Raw genomic sequence first — 21,823 nt, forward strand, 5'->3', positions numbered from 1 at the left:
AAATAAATGAAACCCCTTTCATTTATGCATAACATTATATAATAGAAATCCCACGTCCTGTACATCGTATCAGGACGTGAGTCTTTCTCTAGCTGTTATTTCCGATATTCCAAAAGTTTCTCATTCAATTCTTTCGTCTGCCCATAGACTTTCTGATATAAGGTGAATAATTTTTTATACAAATCCACACTATCTCTATTTGGCGTAAATACGTTATCTTCCTGTAAAAATTCATCTGCACAGTCCTGCAGGGAGTCAAACCATCCACAGCCATAAGCCGCCAGCATCGCCGCTCCCATTCCAGGCCCTTGCTCACTAGTTTGTTTGACGACATTCGCATCAAAAATGTCAGCCTGCATCTGCAACCAGTCTTCATTTTTCGCGCCACCGCCAGTTGACACAATCGTATCAATGGTCTTTCCATTTTTCCTGAAAATGTCTATCGATTCATTTAAGGAAAATGTGATTCCTTCCATGACCGCTCGAACAAAATCAGGCCTCTTGTGTGAGCCATCCATCCCGATGAAACTAGCACGAATAGATGCATCCGCATGGGGGGTTCTTTCCCCTGCCACATACGGCGTAAATAATAAGCCATTCGAACCGATCGGAACGGTATCTACAGCTGCAACGAAATCTTCAAAGGATTCGTCACCCGCAAAAACATCTTTAAACCAACTAAGGCTATAACCCGCTGCGAGCGTTACGCCCATCGTATAAAATGCATCCGGTGCACCATGATTAAAATAATGCACTTTCCCCTGAAAATCTTTTTCATTACTAGATTCATAAGACAAAACAACACCAGAGGTCCCGGTACTGACTAATGTTTTCCCGTCTTCTAGAATGCCTGAACCAATTGCTCCACAGGCATTATCCGCTCCACCAGCGAAAACACGTGTCGTATTCGCAAGACCAGTAGCCTCAGCAATTTCAGGTGTTGGCTTCCCTACTTCCGCGGATGATTCCACTAATGGCGGACAAATTGCCACGTCGATATCGAGCGAATCACATAATTCCTCACTCCATTTTTTCTCTGTCACATTAAGTAACAACGTACCAGCTGCATCCGAATATTCCATCTGTAGCTCGCCAGTCAATTTGTAGCGTAAATAATCTTTAGGTAAAACGAATTTATCTGCTTTCGCGTATACCTCCGGCTCATGCTCCCTTACCCATAATAATTTCGGTAGGGTGAAGCCTTCCAATGCTGGGTTCTTTGTTATTTCTAGCAAACGTTCTTCTCCAATGACATCATAAATTTCCTGGCATTGCGCCGTTGTGCGCGTGTCATTCCACAGAATGGCATTGCGTAAGACTTCATTGCGATCATCAAGCAAGACCAAGCCATGCATTTGTCCGGAAAAACTAATTCCTTCAATGTCAGCTGGGTCACCGTTAAAACGTTTCAGGAGATCAGACATCCCGGCAACCGTCTGATCCACCCAATCTTTCGGATCCTGTTCACTGAATCCTGTTTTCTCTTGCATGAGTGATAATGGCTTTGATACAACATGAGCCACTTCGCCATGTTGATCAACGAGTAAAATTTTAACCGCACTCGTTCCTAAATCGACACCCATTACGTATTTCATAGCGACACCTCTCAAGTAAATACTTTATTCCCCTGCATATTCTCTTAACAAATACTGATTAATCGTAGCTTTAATTCTTTCCAAACGACCGGATTGATTGTTAATTTCATTTAGTCCCAGTGCGTGTTGCTCCAATTTATGAAAATCTGATTTTCCTTCCACAATATCCAAACCAATTCCTTCGGTGTAGCTCTTATAACGGTCATCAATAATGCCTTCTAGCACGTTATCGTCAATCAATTTTTGCGCAACTCTTAATCCTACTGCATAGCTATCCATTCCAGCGATATGGGCATGAAATAAATCTTCTGGATCAAAGGAACCACGACGAACTTTCGCGTCAAAGTTCAATCCACCTCGACCAAGTCCACCATTTTTGATGATTTCATACATCGCTAGAACGCTAGAGGATAAGTCTGTCGGGAACTCATCTGTATCCCAACCTAGTAATGTATCCCCTTGGTTTGCATCCACGGAACCCAATGTATTTGTGATACGTGCATAATGTAATTCGTGCTCAAATGTGTGCCCAGCTAACGTTGCATGGTTTGCTTCAATATTAAATTTAAAGTGATCCTGTAGATCGTAATTTTGCAAGAAAGCAAAGCCAGTTGCCACATCAAAGTCATAGGCATGTTTCATCGGCTCTTTTGGTTTTGGTTCAATGAGAAATTGCGCATCATTGCCAATTTCCTTCGCATAATCTACCGCCATATGATAGAAACGGCCCAGGTTATCCATCTCTAGCTTCATATCAGTGTTTAACAGGGTTTCATACCCTTCACGACCGCCCCAGAACACATAGTTTTCGCCACCTAGCTCCTTACTAATTTCAAGTCCTTTTTTCACTTTTGCGGCAGAATAGGCAAACACATCCGCATTATTGGAAGAAGCAGCACCATGAACGAAACGAGGGTGCGTAAAGTTATTCGCCGTATTCCAGAGCAACTTTGTTTTACTGTCTTTCATGTAATCTTTCATCATGCTTACGATCGTATCCAGATTTTCATTTGATTCTTTTAAATTACGTCCTTCTGGGGCAATATCAACGTCATGGAAGCAGAAAAATGGTACATCAAGTTTTTCAAATAACTCAAACGCTGCTTCTACACGCGCTTTAGCTAAGTCCATTCCTTGATACTTATCCCATGGACGAATGGCAGTGCCAACACCAAATGGATCGGATAAATCTTCTGTAAATGTATGCCAGTAAGCTACACCAAAACGAAGGTATTCCTCCATCGTTTTCCCGCCGATTTTTTCCTCGGGATTATAAAATTTGAATGCGTATGGGTTTGTCGATCTTGCACCTTCGTATTTGATTTTGTTGATGTTGTTAAAATATGTCATGTTATTCCTCCTACATTAGTAATTTATGAGTACCTATAAAATGCTTTATCATTACGATTGCTCCTAAACAACTTACTAATCAATGCTAAATATCTAGTTATCCTCTATAATAAAAAATGTATTCTTATTATCTGGGTTCTTCACCAAAATCTATGGTTACTAGGTGTAATAGTGCTCGCTATGGAAAAACACTACGCTTTCCGTGGGCTTGAGCTCAGCCTCCTCGGAAAAAAGGAGTTCCCTTTTTTCCTGTGGGGTCTTCCCACTGCGCTTTCCCACAGGAGTCTCCGTGTTTTTCCTCCGCTAGCTAGTCTTATTATCCTATTTATTCACTAATGTTTTTAGTGTTGACCCATTATCTGGAGGAAAATTTATGAGCCAAACATTATATAATATACTAGAATGGATCACCCGTTTTGCCTACATCAATATATTATGGGTGTTCTTCACCTTAGTTGGGGGAGTAATTTTTGGGTTAATCCCCTCCACAACTGCTTTATTTGCCGTTATTCGACAATGGCTGAAAGGCAATTCCAACACCCCCGTTTTTAAATCCTTTTGGGCGTACTACAAAAGTGATTTTCTAAAAAGTAACCGATTAGCTATTTTTATTTACATTTGCACCATTATTATTGGATATAATCTCATTTTCCTACAAGCACAGTTGGATCATACCATTACGTGGACATCTGTCCCACTATTGGCGGGAATGTTACTATTTTTATTAGTCTTATTTTATATCTTCCCAGTATTTGCTCACTATGATGTCAAGGTAACGAAAGTAATTAAAAATGCTTTCCTGACAATGTTAGTGAGCCCTATCCATACCTTTTTAATGATCATTTGTCTCGTATCTTTTTATGTTATCGTTACGTTCATTCCTGCGCTATTTTTTATATTCGGAGCCAGTTTTTATGCATTTATAACCATGTGGACTGCTTTACAAGCCTTCCATAAAATAGATAAAAGGGCTGGGAATTAATGGTTCATAAGGCTGGTCATTTTCTACTAGCCTTTTACCGCACTAGATGAAATACCTTCCACCACTTTGTTACTAAAGAAGAGAAATGCTAACAAAATCGGTAATACACTTATTACCAATGTAGCACCAATCGCTCCCCAATCTGTCATATATTGCCCGACAAAGTTTTGAATACCTACTGTTAGCGTCTTATATTTATCAGAACTAATGAAGGTATTTACGAATACAAACTCATTCCAATTATAGATCATGTTTATAATCGCAGTCGTCGAAAGAACTGGCGTAGTCATCGGTAGTATAATTCTAAAAAATAGCCGATGTAAAGATGCCCCATCAATAATGGCTGCTTCCTCAATTTCACGTGGCAGCGTATAATAGAAACCAAGCAATATCATCATCGTAATCGGTAAATTATATGCCGTATACGTGATAACAATCGACCAAGGATTATCTATTAAATTAATCGTATTAAACATGTCAAATAGCGGAATCAAGGCTGAATGGATGGGGATCATTAGTCCAACCATAAATAAACCTAATACTAATTTGCTCAACTTCCAATTCATTCTCGTAATAACAAACGTTGCCATACTAGCAACTAGTAGTGTCAGTAAAACAGCTATTCCTGTAATCCATACACTGTTGAAAAAATAGACTCCGATACCACTTTCCCATACTTTTAAATAGTTCTCCCATCTAATTTCCTGTGGAAGAGCAAAAGGAGACTCGGCAAATATTTCGCGATTATCTTTTAAGGAGAAAAGAACCAGCCAAATAATAGGAAAGATTTGAAAAACCGCTACAATTGCTAAGCAGGCATAGAGTAAAAAGTATCCTATACGTCCCATGTGACGAACCTCCCTTTAATATTGAATTTCTTCTTTTGTAGCCGTAAGTTTACGTACAATGTACGTGACGATAAGTGTGATGATCAACATAAGGAATGCTATCGCACTACCATAACCAAAATCATTATTGGCAAAAGCAAGTTTATACATGTAGGAAGCCATAACTTCACTTGCTCCATTAGGTCCTCCGCCCGTCATTACATAAATGAGATCAAAGTATTTCAGTGATCCCACAATTGCTAGCACAATCGTTACCTTCACGATACTCATGATTAATGGTAACTTGATTCTAAATGCAATCTGAAGAGGAGAAGCACCATCTATTCTTGCCGCTTCAATAATAGATTCTGGTATATTTTTCAATGCTGCATAATAAATAAGGATATAAAACCCTGCATACTGCCATATAATAGGAATAAAGATGGAGTATAAGACGATGTTCGTATCTGCAAGCCATAATGGTGGATTTTCTACACCGAATGTAGCAAGAATCGTATTCAACACCCCGTTAGACGGGTCATAAATTTTAATCCATAACTGCGCAATAGCTACCGAAGATAGTAGCATTGGAATTAAGTAGATTTTCCTTAAAACATCAGAACCTTTAATTTTGGAAGCCAATATCATGGAAACCGCCAAGTAAATAATTAAGCTCAAGGTAGAAAAGAGTGCAAGGAGAAAAGAATGCAATGCACTATCCCAAAAATTAGCATCTTGTATAGCGACAATGTAATTATCCAACCCTAGAAACTCCATTGCACCAATTCCATCCCACTCCATCAGGCCATAATAGCCTGTTAAAAGTAATGGGATGAATATTAAAACACTAACTAAAAAAAGTGCTGGGAATATATAAAGAGCGATGAACCATTTATTCGACATTACCTTATTCATATTTGTTTCACCCCATATTTCTATGATTGGAAAAGGACAGTCCCTATCAGGACATGTCCTTCTTTTTTTGCAGATAAGAAAGTGTAATACCCTCCTATCTGCATTAAGTACAGGTTTTGGCACTAGCCATTAGGCTCAACCAATACCCGTTTTCTCTTTTATCTCTGGTACGTCTATCTATCTAGCTGTTTTCGTTATTCATTTGAAAGTGCTTCTTCATGCTGTTCAGCAAATTCTTCTGGTGTTATTTCCATTCCAAATAAGGACTGGATTAAATCAAGATGTGTATCAGCAACACCTGCGCTCATTTGAACATCCGCATAGAGAGTCAAATTACTTGCCTCATTTAAATCATCCAACACATCCACATACATGTCTGGTAGATCCAATGTTTCCCCATCAACTGTAGTTGCTGGAATAACTCCGGCTTCTGTAACTGCCATTTCTCCCCATTGCTCAACAAAATATGAGGCAAATTCTTTCGATTCTTCTTGTACATCTGAATTTTCACCAACAAACAAGCCTACTCCTGGTCCGCCGACAAAACTATCTTCATCTCCCTGTCCATCTACAGTAGGAAATTTAAAGTAGCCAACGGAGTCTCTGAATTCCTGTGGTACATCTTCGTTTGTTGTAAAGTTTGGTAGATCCCACGTAGCAATCATGTACATTGCAGCCTGATCATTCATAAACATACTCTTTGCTTCTTCATCTGCTAGACCATTAAAGCCGCTTATGAAAGAATCATTTTCTACCATGTTTTGTGTCTCTTCTGCTGCTTGAATTAAAGCATCGTGTTCAAAAGAACCTGTTCTGTCAATTGCATCATTTAATACATCTGCGCCACCAATACGGTCAGCAAAGTACATATACCACATGGAACCGGTCCATCGGTCTCTATTTCCTAAAGCAATTGGTTCTTCCCCATTTTCACTTAATGTATCAACCACTTGTTCTAATTCCTCATAAGTTTCTGGTTCCTCTAGATTATATTCATCAAAAATAGTCTGATTGTAAAATACGTATGAGGTATTCAATTCCAGAGGTAGTCCATACGTACTACCATCCACCTCAAAAGATTCGGCAGTTCCTGCTATGAACTGATCCCCAAGTCCATCTTCCATAAGGTCGTCTAAAGGCGCAAATTTGTCTCCGTCAACAAACGGATCCAAATAGCCCGCTGCCCAAGTCATTCCTACATCAGGCAATTCATCTCCTGCAGATAGAACCGTCATTTGGTCCTTATACTGCTCATTGCTCAATACCTGCAAATCAATCTCGATACCTTCATTCTCTGCTTCAAAATCATCTATGATATCGTTTACAATTCTGTGATGCTCTGCAGAACTTCCTTCCGGCCATAGATGCATAAATTCAACCGTTGAAGTTTCTCCCGTATTTTCTGCACCTGTGTCGGAATTTGCAGTTTCATCCTCTGAATCTGCGCATCCTGCTGCTATCAGCATGACTGCTAAAAGCGAAATAATTAAGGTAACCGCTTTCTTTTTAATCATGATTGACCCTCCATTTTTAATAGATTCTGAAACCGACGACTGCCAGCTTCAAATGTAGAATAGCACACAAAACATCGTTTGTCCAGTGGATAAACAATGTTTTGTGTGATACAATAAAAATCAAGATATGATAGAAAGTGACGTGTGTACCTATGGAAATGAATCGAACTTGGAATCAGCACGTGGTCAAAAAAGAAAACAAATCACTGGTTCTGGAAACAATTATTGGATGCTCACCAATTTCACGTGCAGATATTGCTAATCAAACAGGGCTAAATAAAGGAACCGTCTCCTCTCTCGTCAATGAATTGCATCAAGAACAACTTATTTATGAATCGGGGCCAGGTGTATCAAGTGGTGGAAGAAGACCTGTCATGCTTCTATTTAAGCAAGAAGCTGGTTATTCAATTGGTATTTATATTGGGGTTAATTATATTCTTGGGATATTAACGGATCTACAAGGTGAAATTTATCATGAAAGAACAATTAAATTTAACCAACTAACTTATGAGGAAATAACGAATGAATTATTTCAGGTGATAGACTCCTTAATTTCTGCTATGCCTCCAAGTCATTACGGTATTGTAGGTATTGGCATCGGGGTTCCCGGAATCATAAGTACAGACGGTCAAATTCTACTTGCACCCAATCTTAATTGGAAAAACAAAAATTTAAAAGGTCTATTAGAAGACCACTATCATCTACCTGTCCATATTGAAAACGAAGCGAATGCAGGTGCATACGGCGAAAAAAGGTTTGGTGCAGGCAAAGATTCCGACAATATTATTTATGTCAGTGTTGGCATCGGAATCGGTGTTGGCCTGATATTAAACGGTGAACTGTATAAGGGAATTAATGGTTTATCCGGGGAATTAGGTCATATGACGATCGAAATTGACGGTCTAAAATGCCGCTGTGGTGACCAAGGATGTTGGGAATTGTATGCATCCGAACAAGCATTAATTAAAAATGCTGAACAAAAGCTTCCTACAGAACTCCATTCAAATGAAGACATTACACTTGAAAATTTATTACGTCTCTCAGAGAGTGGGAATATGGACACGATGAGGTTATTCGAAGAAATTGGAATGTATTTAGGGATTGGTATTAATAACATTATCAATATCTTTAATCCCGAACAAATCATTATAGGTAACCGTTTAGCTTCCTCTGAGAAATGGCTGAAAGGAGCCATGGAGGATAAGCTGAAACCTAGTACATTCTCTACACACCATAAAGATTTAACGATTGATTTTTCATCGTTATCTACTCATTCAAGTGCTATGGGAGTAGCAGCTTTTGCCGTAGAAAGTTTTTTAATTCATAACCAACAAACACATTAAAGACCCCTCCTTTCATGTAATAGGGTTCTTTAACAGAGGCTTGTAAGCGTTTAATAAGCATATAATTCATAGTAAGATTATATGAAAAAAATAGATAGAGGTGGATAAATATGACAACGATTCAAAATCCAATTTTAACAGGCTTTCACCCAGACCCAAGTATTTGTCGTGCAGGTGAAGACTATTACATTGCCGTTTCAACCTTCGAATGGTTTCCAGGTGTTGGAATCTACCATTCAAAGGATTTAAAAAACTGGCGACTCGTTTCCAGACCGCTTAACCGTGTAAGCCAATTAAACATGAAGGGTAATCCCGATTCCGGTGGTGTATGGGCACCTCAGCTTTCCTATCATGATGGTAAGTTTTGGCTCATTTATTCCGATGTAAAAGTTGTAAACGGAGAGTGGAAAGACTCGCATAACTACCTTGTAACATGTGACACCATTGACGGCGAATGGTCTGAACCTGTTTATTTAAACAGTTCAGGATTTGACCCGTCCCTGTTCCATGATGAGGATGGAAAGAAATATTTACTAAATATGTTGTGGGATAACCGCGTAGGAAATCATAGTTTTTATGGCATTGTCATGCAAGAATATAGTCCTACTGAACAAAAAATGATTGGGAAACCCGAAGTTATCTTTAAAGGAACGGATATAAAACTAACAGAAGCTCCTCATCTATATAGACTTAATGGGTATTATTATCTTTTAACTGCAGAGGGCGGTACAAAATATGAGCACGCTGCTACGATTGCTCGCTCAACCGATCTAAGAGGACCTTATGAAGTACATCCTGATAATCCGTTACTTACATCATGGCCGAATCCGAGAAATCCACTTCAAAAAGCTGGACATGCATCCATCATTCAAACCCATACAGATGAGTGGTTTTTGGTTCACTTAACAGGAAGGCCATTGCCTAAGGAAGGGCAACCGGTACTCGATCCAAGAGGCTACTGTCCGCTCGGCAGAGAAACTGCCATCCAGCGATTGGAATGGAAGAACGATTGGCCATATATTGTTGGCGGCAACGAACCTTCGCTTGAAATAGAGGGACCAACTATAGATGAAGTAAAGTGGGAGAAAGATTTTGATGAAAAAGATGACTTTAATTCAGAGAAGCTGAATCATCATTTTCAATCCCTGCGTATTCCATTAGGTGAAGATATACTGTCGCTTTCTGATAACCCGGGACATTTGCGTCTCTATGGAAAAGAATCCTTAACATCAAAATTCACGCAAGCCTATGTAGCGAGACGTTGGCAGCATTTTAATTTCACTGCCGAAACAAAAGTTGCCTTTAATCCGGAATCATTCCAACAAGCTGCGGGCTTAGTGAACTATTACAATACAGAAAACTGGACCGCTTTACAGGTTACTTGGCATGAAGAAAAAGGAAGAATTCTAGATTTAACAACGTGTGATAACTTTACGTTTGACCAACCACTGAAAGGAAACGAAATTGTCATCCCGGATCATGTGGAATACGTTTATCTTCGGGTAGATGTGAAGACAAATAATTACCAGTATGCTTACTCATTTGATGGTGATAACTGGACAGACATACCTGTTGAATTGTATTCTTATAAACTATCTGATGATTATATTCATGGCGGCGGATTCTTTACAGGCGCGTTTGTAGGAATGCAATGCCAGGATACGTCCGGTCGAAATATTCCAGCTGATTTTGATTACTTTGTTTATAAGGAAGACTAATATAATGCATGTTCAAACACATGAATTTCCACTATGGGAATTCATGTGTTATTTTATTCTTATCACAAGCTTTGATGTACCAAAGTGAATTATCGGTACGTTCCTCTAAGAAAGTAAAACTATAACCATTTCTCTAGAAAACCTTTTACCTCGAATCTCATCTCAGCTGTTTCTGCATGTCCTATATTATAACGAAATAACTTCCATGCCTCCGGTTTTCCTGCCTGAAGGTAGACTTCTTTCATTTGTTCGTCAATTTTATCAAGACCTTTAGTAGGCACTAATGGATCATGACTCCCAGCAAGACTTAAATGCGGACGGGGTGCTATGAGTGCATTAATTTCAGAAGTCGTAAAATGCTTTAACAAGTTTGGTACATAAAAATAAATTCCATGGCGATCAAGACGTCTTTCTTCTATTAATGTATGAAAATCCACTAAACCACAAATATCCACACATACGTTTAAGCGGGTATCTAGTGCGGCAAGCCACCATGACATAGCACTTCCCATCGAAATCCCCATTGTACCAAGTCTGCTTTCGTCCACGTCCGAGCGGGATGTTACATAGTCGATGGCACGTAAGCTATCATAAACCATCATTCCCCATAGTACTTGACCTGACCACAACATTTCTTTAAAAAGCTCGCTTTCCGTCCTTTCGCTTCTGCTTCCAAATCCCCATGCATCGATACTAAATACAGCATACCCCATATTTGTTAGTTCTTGGGCGTAGGAAGGTTCTTGTAAATAGGTATTCCCTTGAATTAGTTCATCTTTTCCAAGCTGGTAATTCCCACCGTGTGAATGATTAAAGATAATGGTTGGAAAGGGGCCTTTTTTATTACGTGGTCGTACAAAATAAGCGGGGACTGGATCAACCCCGTTGAAATCGAATATCCATGATTCTATTATATAGTGAGTATTCCCTTCTTCCCCTACCTTACGCGATGAAATAGGTTGTGACCTTGGTGGTAAATCACCAAGCAAGTTATATAATTGTATCCTGCGACTTTCTACTCCCATTCTTACATCTCCTTTTTATAAGGCTGTTTTCGTTTTTGACACAAAATCTCTAAAAGACGACGTAACTACTGTTTGTTATAAGTATTTACTATAAACTCCGTTCGGGATCGCTCCGGGCAGATGCTTTCCGCGGGCACGGCCTTAGCCTCCTCGAGAAAAGCACTCTGCGGGGTCTTCGGACACGTGCTGTTCCCGCAGGAGTCACCGCCCTCCGCTCACCCGAACTGGTGAGGCGGTTCGAGATTTTGAATATTGATTACTAATGCAATTTAGCGGCAGTAACCGGAACACTCAGCGGAGGAAACACATGAAGACTCCTGCGGGAGGAAAGGCCTAGGTGAGACCCCGGAGTGCGTTAGCACGAGGAGGCTCACCAGCCGCCCGCGGAAAGCGAAATGTGTTTCCGTAGCGAATTCCTGCTCTCAACCAGCGTTTGCAAAAGAATTTTCACTACGTCGTCTTTTATATCAACTCCGACGATTTAAAGGTAACCATTCTTACGAAAAGAGTTTTTATAAAGACATGAGTACACTTATTGCAAAGAAATATTACGCTGCTTTTTCAGGTAACTAAGCGCCGCTATGTGCAGGTTTTGTTTGTTCCACCAACACTTTTTCCTCCCATTTTCGACTGCGCCAGCGAAAGAACATGAGTATTCCACGGAGCCATTCATCAATTACCATCGCTATCCAAATCCCGATTAATCCATAACCCAAATAAACGCCTAAAAGATACGCTAGCGGCACACTAATCCCCCACATAGAGATAACACCCATTATTACTGGAAATTTTGCATCCCCTGCAGCTCTTAACGCACTAATTATTACTAGATTCATTGTTTTTCCAGGCTCCATAATGACCCCGATAAATAGTAAAGCAACTCCTACAGAGATAATCTCTTCTTCATTTGTAAAAATTCGCAGTACGTATTCCCCTGAAAAAGCAAGGATGGTTCCAACTGTCAAGGCTATTATCAACGCAACCTTTAACCCTCGATACATCTGATGGTACGCTTCCTCCCGTTTTCCTGCACCTACAAGTTGCCCGATGTAAATTTGCATCCCTTTCGACATCGCCATAGAGAACACGGTCATTAGTGCCATCAGATTTTGCGTATATACATTCGTTGTTAGTGCCGTTGCACCTAATAACGTAATAAACACGGTGATCATAAGTTGGCTTGTATTATGAGATAGGTGCTCCCCTGCAGCTGGAACGCCTATGTTCATTATCTTTTTCACGTAGTCTAATTTCAGCTTAATAAAATCATTCCAGTTCAGTTTTATGTCTAATCGGCGGTATAGAATGAGAAATAACACAAGCATAGCTAATGTACGACATGCTGCTGTTGAAATGGCTACACCCGTAACACCGAGTTGGGGGACACCTAGTTCACCAAAGATAAATAGATAGTTGCCAATGATATTAAGGATGTTCATTCCAAGTACGACTAACATAACATCCTTCGTGTATCCCTTTGCTTCGAGCACGGAAGATATCGTCAAAACCATCGCTTGCGTAAAAAGCGTTCCACCAACGATCAACATATATATGTTTGCGTACTCTAACAATTCAGCAGACAAATTAAACAGGTGTAAAAATGGATACCGAAAGAGGACAACAAGTAAACTTATTAAGATACCGAACAAAAGATTGATAACAATGGCGTTGGCAATTGTAATACTAATATCCTTTGGCTTCTTCGCACCTACAAATTGGGCAACAACGACACCAGACCCCATTGCAGTAAAATTAAATAAGACAAACGTGAATACCATAATTTGATTCACGACACCAATCGCTGCTACCGCATCATCAGATACGAAACTTAACATGAATACATCTGCAAACCTCATGAATGTATGCAAAAACACTTCGATAAAAAGAGGCCATGTTATCGCAAATAAGGTAAGTTTTTTTGATGCTGACATGCTTTTATTTATCCGAGGCATATACACTCCGATCCCTTCCCTAAAGCCAATCTCGTATTAGATGCTCACTTCAGATCGTTCCTTGCCTCCACAGGTTCTCACATATTGTTTTTTATTTGATTTTGACAGATTTGAGGAGGTACTTCCTTTTTTTATCCCTTAAGATAACGACCTTTGATATGGATTCATCTGCCAAAAATATACACCAGCTAAAAAAGCTGGTGTTCGCATCTGTTACTAGACACTATACGTTTACCCACTGTTTGGTTTCAGCAGATTCTTCAATAGCCGCTAGAATTTGTTGATTTTTTACACCGTCTTCAAAGTTCGGTGCTGGTTGATAATTCTCTGCAATTCCATTAAGAAACTCATGCACCAAATGAATGAATGTATGCTCATAACCAATAATGTGTCCTGCTGGCCAATAAGCCTCCGTATATGGATGTAATTCTTCCGTACAATTTATCAATCGAAACCCCTGTAGACCTGGTTCATCATCCGTAAAATAAACTTCCAGATTATTCATATTTTCCATGTCCCAACGAATCGAACCTTTTTCTCCATTAATTTCAAATTTATTTTTGTTTCGATTACCGCCTGCAAATCGGCTTGCCTCAAATGTTCCCAGGGCCCCGTTCTCAAATCGGGTTAAAAATGCTACAGCATCATCAACCGTAACTTCTCCTAAGGTACGATTATCAGATGTAGCATTCAGGCCACCAGACATTTCTCCAACTGGACGTTCCTTGATGAAGGTTTCCATCATCGCAACCACTTCTTTAAACTCGCCAACTAAAAAACGAGCCAAGTCAATACTATGTGCACCAATGTCACCTAGCGCTCCAGATCCGGAGACTTCTTTCTTTAAACGCCACACAAGTGGAAACGATGGATCCATGATAAAATCTTGTAAGTAGTTGGCTCGGAAGTGGTATATCTTCCCTAACCGCCCCTCATCGAGTAACTTTTTTGTGAATTGGACTGCTGGAGCAAACCGGTAGTTATGACAGATCATATGGGTCACGTTATTTTTTTGGACTGCATCATACATTTGCTCTGCTTCTTCCACCGTTAGAGCAAGTGGCTTTTCTGTAATAATATGTTTGCCAGCCTCGGCCGCTGCTATGGCAATTTCGGCATGCGTATGATTCGGTGTAACAATGTCAATAACATCAATATCATCTCGCTCAATCAAACGGCGCCAATCTGTTTCATACGATTCCCATCCCATTTTATCAGCTGCTTCTTTGACTCCTGCTTCATTCCTACCAGCAATTGCTTTTTGTATTGGTTTTATTTTTGGATCAAAGTAAAACGGTAAATCGCGATACGCGTGACTATGTGCTTTTCCCATGAATTGATAGCCGACCATACCAATTCTAATTTCTTTTTGATTTACATTCACTACCATTCACCGACCTTTTCTTTAAAATTTTCTTGGTTAATACCCACTGGAAGCGGGGTAGGCTGTACACACGTACTAGCCAATTCATAATGTTGATTTGTTTCTGAAGCATCATAAAAACCTTGCATGATATCTAACACATGGTAGGCAAGCTCCCCTTCTGCTCTAGGCACTTTACCTGCTAAAATTGCATGAGCCATCTCTGCGACACCTAGTCCCCTGCTATTATCCGTAAAACCATGTGTAAGTGGAATGTCACTCCAACCATCATGGTCATGTCTACGAAGATATACGGGCCCGCCAAATGTGTTCGGGTCTGGAACACTGAGGCTGCCTTCTGTTCCATGAATTTCAATTTTGGGTAATTGATGATGCCACGTATCATAACTCGTAATGATAGAGGCTACTGCACCATTGTAAAAATCTAGTACACCATTAATCTGAGAAGGCGTCTCTACCTTAATTTTTTCGCCATACTTTGGCTTACTTGTAATCGTTCTTTCCGGAAATGTAATCGTTGTTGACCCTGTTACACGTTTGACCGGTCCCATAAGCGAAAGGAGAGCCGTTATATAGTAAGGCCCCATATCAAACATCGGCCCACCGCCTTTTTTATAAAAAAAGTCTGGATTCGGATGCCATACCTCATGTCCATGATGCATCATAAATGCAGTTGCAGCAACAGGATCCCCGATCCATCCATCGTCAATTAATTTTCGGCTTGTTTGCAACCCACCGCCTAAAAAGGTATCCGGTGCATTTCCAACAAAAAGCCCTTTCGCTTTTGCAAGCTTTAGTACTTGTTGAGCTTCCTCGCGCGTTGCTGCAAGGGGTTTTTCTCCGTACACATGCTTCCCAGATTCGAGTGCTGTTAAAGCAATCTTTGCATGTTCGCTAGGGATGGTAAGATTGATTACCATATCAATTTCTGGATCTGCCATAAGCGCTTCCGTCGAATAAGCTTTGGCTATATCGAATGTTTCTGCTTTTTCTCTTGCCCGATCTAGTTCCAAGTCTGCGCATGCTACTATATCAAAGACATCAAACCGTTTAGCATTTTTAAAATATATATCACTTATATTCCCACAGCCTACTACCCCTACTTTTATTTTTCCCATAGTACCCTTCCCATTCTTTTTAAAATTCTAAAGGCTATTTTCTAAAAAATTGTTGTTTTAGCATACCGCTACGGAAATACACTCCGCTTTCCGCGGGTGACCCGTGAGCCTCCTTGAACTCCGTTCTGCGGGGTCTCACTCTGGCCACTGTTCCCGCAGGAGTCTCCATGTATTTCCTTCGCTGGTAAGATGCGTTACAACTTCATCAAAATTGCTTGATTATAGCCATGCACTTTTATGATGGTTGATTGGAGCGGAGGACCGTTGACTCCTGCGGGAACAAAAGTTTTCGGTGGGACGAGTAATCGCAGTCCCAGCCCCAGCACGTGCCTTAAAACCCCGCAGGACTATCCTAAGGAGGCTGAGGCCGTGCCCGCGGAAAACAACGGTCCGCAGCAGAAAGAAACCAACTGGTTCGTCGCAGTTTATATCAACTCTCTCAGAAAGCAACAATACTTACGAAAAGAGCCATTCTAAAGCGGATGTTCTAAAACGTTTTTTTATCTACTAGCCCATACGAAGCCTTTTCGTAACAACTCAATAACTTCTGGCATTCTAACAATGTCTGCAACATGTCCTAACGAGCAGTAATAGACATTACCCTTTCCCCATTTTTTCGTCCAAACTACCGGCATATCGACCTCACCGTTTGGTTGGTGATCACCATCTGCTACTGGAAACTTGGTTGTTGCATGCACCTTTACCACAGGATCCACATGCATATAATATTGTTCCGAAACCACCGTAAAATCTTCCATTCCCTCCGTAAGCGGATGATCCGGGTCATGAATATGTACATTGTAGGTGATGCCATCATCTCCTGGATGTGCTACCCACTGGCCTCCCACCATGAATTGGTAATCGGTTTCCCACCGAAAAGAATCACCTAAACCACCATGTAAACCAGCTAGACCAGATCCATTTGCGACTGCATCAATCAGTGGCTGCAATTGCTCTTTCGTAATTGTACCTTGTGTCCAGTTCGGCACAATCAGATCATAAGCATTCAGGTCATCTTCCTCTAATGTCGTTAGTGTATCCGTAACTTTCACATCAAAATTTTCTTTCTGAAGAATTCCAGCTAAAATATGAGCAACTTCTTCTGGTTCATGCCCTTCCCATCCACCCTGGAATATTAATGCTTTTTTCATCAAAATCATCTCCTAATAGATTAGATTTAGTAGGATTTCTGTTATTCTACGAAAATCACCAAACAATTTTCACCCGTGGAATCCCAATGATTGCGTAGGTTCCAAAGATTCAATCATTTTTCAAAAAATCTTGGCGCCGTATATCTTCCCCTCCCGTCATGATATGTAACTGCTTACAAAACAGTATACCAATAAATACAGAGTTAGTCTATCGGTTGAACTAAGTATTCAATATGCAGGTTAAGAAAGAAATGGGAGGAAAATGAGCGTAAACCTTACTTAAACTTTCCTTCCATCTTTGCTATAAAACCCCCACCTCAAATAGAAATCGAGTGGGGGTCACTATCCTATTCTCACCATCACATTACAAAAATGAATCTTCTATTACAGATTTTTCGTACGCGCTTCTCCAACGTAACCATTCTCAATATCTTCTTTTACTTTAGGGATGAATTTCTCATAGTTTAATAAGGCTACTGTAATAAACATAAGAATAACGGTGGCTAGTGGAAAGTATATCATCATTGTCTTCATTGCTATTGTTGCACCATCCGTTTGCATAGTTGCACCAGCTACATATCCACCAATTGCAAGTGACCAACCTACCAAGGCCGAAGTGATCCCTTGTCCAATCTTCATTCCAGCACTTGTTAAACTAAATACAGAACCTTGAACAGGTACACCTGATTTCCAATATACCAAGTCCCCAACGTCAGCTACGATAGCGGTTAGAGCCCCTTGTAACGGCACCAAACCTATAGCGTTTATAATCAACCCAATTACTAAAAATGTGACGTTTTCAGAAGAAAATATCATGATAACATAAGCAATTACGGAAACAATCAATCCAGCATTTACACTCTTTTTAATTCCAAATTTACCAACAAACTTTGGAGCAAAGAATAAACCAATGATCATTGGTAACAATGCTGCTACACTTAAAACACCCATCAGATCAGGATTATCCAAAACATACGTTGCATAATAAACTCTTATCCCATTCTCTGTCTGTCTTAAGTACCATAATAAATACAAAACAAATGTCAAAATAAAGTATTTGTTCGTAATTAAGACCTTCACAATTGGTAGAAAAGCAGTTTTTTCTTCTTTATTTTTCTTTTCTGCAACATTCCTTTCTTTAACAAACCACCCTGTGGCCATTAACGGTATTGCACATAATAGCGCATACAATGCTGCCACAAAAGTCCAACCTTGCTGCCCACCACCAAACGCATCTACTAACAGAACTGTAAATGTATTAATAGATAATACAGCAACGTTAGCAAAGATAAAACGAATACTTCCTAGTGATACACGATCTTTTTTATCATTTGTCATAAAGGAAGTCAGAGATGAATACGCCACATTATTAGCAGTGTAAAAGAGTGCCGAAATTAAAAAGTATATTAAAAACACATAGACAATTTTACCTGTTTGACCGAAAGAACTCGGTACATTAAATAACATAAATGTTAAAATACCTAAGATAGGTGCAGTCCAAAACACCCATGGCTTTGCCTTGCCCATTTTTGCTTTTGTATTGTCAACTACTTTCCCCATGTACAAATCCGTAAATCCATCAGCAACACGGGAAATTAAAATAAGCGTACCAATAATCCCGGCACCAATGCCTGCTGTATCGGTCATATAAATCGTAATAAATGAAGCGATAAAGGTCCAACTATAATTCGCTCCAAAATCACCTAAACCAAAAGTAAGCTTTTCATTCATTGTTAGTTTCTGTGTTTTCTTATAATTCCTCTCTTGTTGTGCACTTTCCATATGTCACCCACCTAGATGTAATATTTCATAAGGTCTATCATAAAAGCGCTTAATTAAAGGCTGTTTTTCTTAAAGGTTGGGACTGGGACTGCGCTTACGCGTCCCAGGACGTGACGTTTTAGTCGATCTGCCCGTTAAACTGAGATAAATTCAATGAACTGATTAATCGCTTCCAAGATTAAAAATTCATCATTAGAAAGTCCGTGCCAAGAACATTCCCTTAAAATTTAGCATTCTATTACATGCTAATTTCTATAGTTCATCAACTGTTTGTTTAGCGTCAATGTTAATGGGAAAACTTCTTGATAGAATTTAAATATAGCTTTATAGTTTTCCACATTATCTTTAATAGGATAATAAACTTCATCTTCTTTAATAAATGTTTGAGCACAATCTTGAAGTGTTCCAAACCAACCACAGCCATATGCAGCTAACATCGCAGCACCCATTCCCGGGCCTTGTTCACTTGATAATTTAATAATTTTCGCATTAAATATATCCGCCTGCATTTGAAGCCAGTTTTCGTTTTTCGCTCCACCACCAATTGAGACGACAGTGTCAATGGTTTTTCCATTTTCCCGGAATATTTCTACGGACTCATTTAATGAAAATGTAATCCCTTCCAACACAGCTCGAGTAAAATGTTTCATTTCATGGGAGGCATCCATTCCAATAAAGCTTCCACGTATGTTTGCATCGACATGTGGTGTTCGCTCTCCAACAATGTATGGAGTGAATAGCAATCCATTCGAGCCTATGGGTGCCGTATTTACATCAGCTAGTAGTTCTTCAAAATCGATATCCTTTGCAAAAACATCTTTAAACCATGACAGACTATATCCTGCAGCGAGCGTTACGCCCATCGTATAAAACGCATCCGGTGCACCATGATTAAAATAATGCACTTTCCCCTGAAAATCCTTATCACCGCTTGCTTCATAAGACAGGACAACACCTGACGTACCAATACTTGCAAGTGTTTTTCCTTCTTCTAATATTCCGGATCCTATTGCTCCACATGCATTGTCTGCGCCACCAGCAAACACGCGTGTAAAAGGATTCATTCCAGTCATCTCAGCAACTTCAGCAGTGATTGTTCCGACTTCATCAGATGAATCAACTAAAGGTGGACAAATATCAGGATTTATATCAAGCAACGCACAGATTTCTTTGCTCCATTCTTTTTCTTTTACATTTAGTAATAATGTGCCTGCAGCGTCGGAGTACTCCATATGCAACATGCCAGTTAGTTTATAACGGACATAATCTTTTGGTAACATAAATGTTTGAGCTTTGTTGAATATTTCCGGTTCATTGTTTTTCACCCAAAGGATTTTAGGTAATGTAAATCCCTCTAGTGCGATATTTTTGGTGATATCCAGTAAATGGTCTTTCCCAACACGATCATAAATTTCTTCACACTCTTTTGTCGTACGTGTGTCATTCCAAAGAATCGCATTTCTTAATACTTCTTTGTTCTCATCAAGTAAAACCAAGCTATGCATTTGGCCAGAAAAACTGATCCCCTCTATATCGTCAGGGTTCCCTTCAAATTGATGGAGCAGATCAGACAATCCTTTCATTGTCTGATCGACCCAATCATTGGGATCCTGTTCGCTATATCCAGTCTTTTCCTGGAATAATGGGTAGTCTCTGGCAACTTCCTTCGTTACTTCACCGTCTTGATTAACTAATAAAACCTTGACGGCACTTGTCCCCAAATCCACTCCGATGACATATTTCATAGCAAACCCTCTCCTGTACCTAACTATTATTCCCCTGCGTATTCTCTCAACAAATACTGATTAATCGTAGCTTTAATTCTTTCCAAACGACCGGATTGATTGGTAATTTCATTTAGTCCCAGCGCGTGCTGCTCCAATTTGTGGAAATCTGATTTTCCTTCCACAATATCCAAACCAATTCCTTCGGTGTAGCTCTTATAACGGTCATCAATAATGCCTTCTAGCACGTTATCATCTATCAACTTCTGAGCCACGCGAAGACCTACTGCATAGCTATCCATTCCAGCGATATGGGCATGAAATAAATCTTCTGGATCAAAGGAACCACGGCGAACTTTCGCGTCAAAGTTCAATCCACCTCGACCAAGTCCACCATTTTTGATGATTTCATACATCGCTAGAACGCTAGAGGATAAGTCTGTAGGGAACTCATCTGTATCCCAACCTAGTAATGTATCCCCTTGGTTTGCATCTACAGAACCTAATGTATTCGTTATTCGGGCATAATGTAATTCATGCTCAAATGTGTGCCCAGCTAATGTTGCATGGTTCGCTTCAATATTAAATTTAAAATGATCCTGTAGATCATAATTTTGCAAGAACGCAAAACCAGTTGCCACATCAAAATCATAAGCATGTTTCATCGGCTCTTTTGGTTTTGGTTCAATGAGAAATTGCACATCATTGCCAATCTCTTTCGCATAATCAACTGCCATATGATAGAAACGGCCCAGGTTATCCATCTCTAGCTTCATATCAGTGTTTAACAGGGTTTCATACCCTTCACGACCACCCCAGAACACATAGTTTTCGCCACCTAGCTCCTTACTAATTTCAAGTCCTTTTTTCACTTTTGCGGCAGAATAGGCAAACACATCCGCATTATTGGAAGAAGCAGCACCATGAACGAAACGAGGGTGCGTAAAGTTATTCGCCGTATTCCAGAGCAACTTGGTTTTACTATCTTTCATGTAATCTTTCATCATGCTTACAATCGTATCCAGGTTTTCGTTTGATTCTTTTAAATTATTTCCTTCTGGTGCTATATCAACGTCATGGAAGCAGAAGAACGGTACATCAAGTTTTTCGAATAACTCAAACGCTGCTTCAACCCGAGCTTTAGCTAGGTCCATCCCTTGATACTTATCCCACGGACGAATAGCAGTACCGACACCAAATGGGTCGGATAAATCTTCTGTAAATGTATGCCAGTAAGCTACACCAAAACGAAGGTATTCCTCCATCGTTTTCCCGCCAATTTTTTCCTCGGGATTATAAAATTTGAATGCGTATGGGTTTGTCGATCTTGCACCTTCGTATTTGATTTTGTCTATATTTGAAAAATAACTCATATCATTATATCTCCTCTCGAATAAATACGGATTGACCCCAAAAGGGACCGTTTATGAACAATAACTTTGT

16 protein-coding genes are annotated in these 21,823 nt (G+C 39.8%); 3 read left to right on the plus strand and 13 right to left on the minus strand.

The window, feature by feature from the left end:
* Window positions 1–95: 95 nt before the first annotated feature.
* Together xylB (OLD84_RS16350) and xylA (OLD84_RS16355) are read right to left on the minus strand one after the other, a co-directional pair.
* Window positions 96–1,595 carry a xylulokinase gene (xylB, locus tag OLD84_RS16350; RefSeq protein ID WP_209462500.1) on the minus strand — a complete coding sequence of 500 codons (1,500 nt, stop codon included), beginning with the start codon at window positions 1,593–1,595 and terminating at the stop codon, window positions 96–98.
* A gap of 24 nt (window positions 1,596–1,619) precedes the next feature.
* Complete coding sequence (gene xylA, locus OLD84_RS16355; protein ID WP_209462501.1) at window positions 1,620–2,945, minus strand: xylose isomerase; 1,326 nt, start codon at window positions 2,943–2,945, stop codon at window positions 1,620–1,622.
* Window positions 2,946–3,318: 373 nt separating this feature from the next.
* Between xylA (OLD84_RS16355) and OLD84_RS16360 the strand changes: the two genes are divergently transcribed.
* Window positions 3,319–3,927 (plus strand): YesL family protein, encoded by a 609-nt coding sequence (locus OLD84_RS16360; RefSeq protein WP_209462502.1) that lies wholly within the window; start codon window positions 3,319–3,321, stop codon window positions 3,925–3,927.
* A 26-nt stretch (window positions 3,928–3,953) separates the two neighbouring features.
* On the opposite strand, the gene OLD84_RS16365 is transcribed toward OLD84_RS16360, so the two are convergent.
* From OLD84_RS16365 to OLD84_RS16375, 3 genes are all read right to left on the minus strand, one after another.
* Window positions 3,954–4,775, minus strand: coding sequence for a carbohydrate ABC transporter permease (locus tag OLD84_RS16365; RefSeq protein ID WP_209462503.1), 822 nt, complete (start codon window positions 4,773–4,775; stop codon window positions 3,954–3,956).
* A 15-nt stretch (window positions 4,776–4,790) separates the two neighbouring features.
* Entirely contained in the window at window positions 4,791–5,669 is an 879-nt protein-coding gene (locus tag OLD84_RS16370) for a carbohydrate ABC transporter permease (RefSeq protein ID WP_209462504.1), read from the minus strand.
* A 194-nt stretch (window positions 5,670–5,863) separates the two neighbouring features.
* Window positions 5,864–7,183 carry an extracellular solute-binding protein gene (locus tag OLD84_RS16375; RefSeq protein WP_209462505.1) on the minus strand — a complete coding sequence of 440 codons (1,320 nt, stop codon included), beginning with the start codon at window positions 7,181–7,183 and terminating at the stop codon, window positions 5,864–5,866.
* Between the two features lie 152 nt (window positions 7,184–7,335).
* Here OLD84_RS16375 and OLD84_RS16380 point away from each other — a divergent pair, with 152 nt between their 5' ends.
* Window positions 7,336–8,526 carry an ROK family transcriptional regulator gene (locus tag OLD84_RS16380; protein ID WP_209462506.1) on the plus strand — a complete coding sequence of 397 codons (1,191 nt, stop codon included), beginning with the start codon at window positions 7,336–7,338 and terminating at the stop codon, window positions 8,524–8,526.
* 110 nt (window positions 8,527–8,636) lie between these two features.
* The gene (locus OLD84_RS16385; protein WP_209462507.1) at window positions 8,637–10,244 is read left to right on the plus strand and encodes a glycoside hydrolase family 43 protein; all 1,608 of its coding nucleotides are present in this window, start codon (window positions 8,637–8,639) and stop codon (window positions 10,242–10,244) included.
* Between the two features lie 119 nt (window positions 10,245–10,363).
* Here OLD84_RS16385 and OLD84_RS16390 read toward each other — a convergent pair whose 3' ends face one another.
* The 8 genes from OLD84_RS16390 to xylA (OLD84_RS16425) form a co-directional block, all read right to left on the minus strand.
* On the minus strand, window positions 10,364–11,269 hold the full coding sequence (locus tag OLD84_RS16390; RefSeq protein WP_209462508.1) for a dienelactone hydrolase family protein: 906 nt from the start codon (window positions 11,267–11,269) through the stop codon (window positions 10,364–10,366).
* Between the two features lie 569 nt (window positions 11,270–11,838).
* Complete coding sequence (locus OLD84_RS16395; RefSeq protein WP_245301504.1) at window positions 11,839–13,200, minus strand: MATE family efflux transporter; 1,362 nt, start codon at window positions 13,198–13,200, stop codon at window positions 11,839–11,841.
* Window positions 13,201–13,444: 244 nt separating this feature from the next.
* Window positions 13,445–14,611, minus strand: a complete 1,167-nt coding sequence (locus tag OLD84_RS16400) for a Gfo/Idh/MocA family protein (protein ID WP_245301505.1) — start codon at window positions 14,609–14,611, stop codon at window positions 13,445–13,447.
* A complete protein-coding gene (locus OLD84_RS16405; protein ID WP_209462509.1) occupies window positions 14,605–15,723 on the minus strand; it encodes a Gfo/Idh/MocA family protein in 1,119 nt (372 codons plus the stop codon). Before OLD84_RS16405 ends, OLD84_RS16400 begins: the two co-directional genes overlap by 7 nt.
* A gap of 500 nt (window positions 15,724–16,223) precedes the next feature.
* Complete coding sequence (locus OLD84_RS16410) at window positions 16,224–16,874, minus strand: ThuA domain-containing protein (protein WP_209462510.1); 651 nt, start codon at window positions 16,872–16,874, stop codon at window positions 16,224–16,226.
* 384 nt (window positions 16,875–17,258) lie between these two features.
* Window positions 17,259–18,656, minus strand: coding sequence for an MFS transporter (locus OLD84_RS16415; RefSeq protein ID WP_209462511.1), 1,398 nt, complete (start codon window positions 18,654–18,656; stop codon window positions 17,259–17,261).
* 245 nt (window positions 18,657–18,901) lie between these two features.
* Window positions 18,902–20,401 (minus strand): xylulokinase, encoded by a 1,500-nt coding sequence (gene xylB / locus OLD84_RS16420; protein ID WP_209462512.1) that lies wholly within the window; start codon window positions 20,399–20,401, stop codon window positions 18,902–18,904.
* 26 nt (window positions 20,402–20,427) lie between these two features.
* Window positions 20,428–21,753: a xylose isomerase gene (gene xylA / locus OLD84_RS16425; RefSeq protein ID WP_209462513.1), complete on the minus strand. Its 1,326-nt coding sequence runs from the start codon at window positions 21,751–21,753 to the stop codon at window positions 20,428–20,430.
* Window positions 21,754–21,823 lie beyond the last annotated feature (70 nt).

It is taken from the genome of Virgibacillus natechei (assembly GCF_026013645.1).
GTDB classification, from domain to species: Bacteria; Bacillota; Bacilli; order Bacillales; family Amphibacillaceae; genus Virgibacillus_L; species Virgibacillus_L natechei.

Excerpts from the sequence above, each read along its gene's own strand:
- xylB (WP_209462500.1), bottom strand. The coding sequence starts at position 1,595 with ATGAAATACGTAATGGGTGTCGATTTAGGAACGAGTGCGGTTAAAATT.
- xylA (WP_209462501.1), bottom strand. The coding sequence starts at position 2,945 with ATGACATATTTTAACAACATCAACAAAATCAAATACGAAGGTGCAAGA.
- OLD84_RS16360 (WP_209462502.1), top strand. The coding sequence starts at position 3,319 with ATGAGCCAAACATTATATAATATACTAGAATGGATCACCCGTTTTGCC.
- OLD84_RS16365 (WP_209462503.1), bottom strand. The coding sequence starts at position 4,775 with ATGGGACGTATAGGATACTTTTTACTCTATGCCTGCTTAGCAATTGTA.
- OLD84_RS16370 (WP_209462504.1), bottom strand. The coding sequence starts at position 5,669 with ATGAATAAGGTAATGTCGAATAAATGGTTCATCGCTCTTTATATATTC.
- OLD84_RS16375 (WP_209462505.1), bottom strand. The coding sequence starts at position 7,183 with ATGATTAAAAAGAAAGCGGTTACCTTAATTATTTCGCTTTTAGCAGTC.
- OLD84_RS16380 (WP_209462506.1), top strand. The coding sequence starts at position 7,336 with ATGGAAATGAATCGAACTTGGAATCAGCACGTGGTCAAAAAAGAAAAC.
- OLD84_RS16385 (WP_209462507.1), top strand. The coding sequence starts at position 8,637 with ATGACAACGATTCAAAATCCAATTTTAACAGGCTTTCACCCAGACCCA.
- OLD84_RS16390 (WP_209462508.1), bottom strand. The coding sequence starts at position 11,269 with ATGGGAGTAGAAAGTCGCAGGATACAATTATATAACTTGCTTGGTGAT.
- OLD84_RS16395 (WP_245301504.1), bottom strand. The coding sequence starts at position 13,200 with ATGTCAGCATCAAAAAAACTTACCTTATTTGCGATAACATGGCCTCTT.
- OLD84_RS16400 (WP_245301505.1), bottom strand. The coding sequence starts at position 14,611 with ATGGTAGTGAATGTAAATCAAAAAGAAATTAGAATTGGTATGGTCGGC.
- OLD84_RS16405 (WP_209462509.1), bottom strand. The coding sequence starts at position 15,723 with ATGGGAAAAATAAAAGTAGGGGTAGTAGGCTGTGGGAATATAAGTGAT.
- OLD84_RS16410 (WP_209462510.1), bottom strand. The coding sequence starts at position 16,874 with ATGAAAAAAGCATTAATATTCCAGGGTGGATGGGAAGGGCATGAACCA.
- OLD84_RS16415 (WP_209462511.1), bottom strand. The coding sequence starts at position 18,656 with ATGGAAAGTGCACAACAAGAGAGGAATTATAAGAAAACACAGAAACTA.
- xylB (WP_209462512.1), bottom strand. The coding sequence starts at position 20,401 with ATGAAATATGTCATCGGAGTGGATTTGGGGACAAGTGCCGTCAAGGTT.
- xylA (WP_209462513.1), bottom strand. The coding sequence starts at position 21,753 with ATGAGTTATTTTTCAAATATAGACAAAATCAAATACGAAGGTGCAAGA.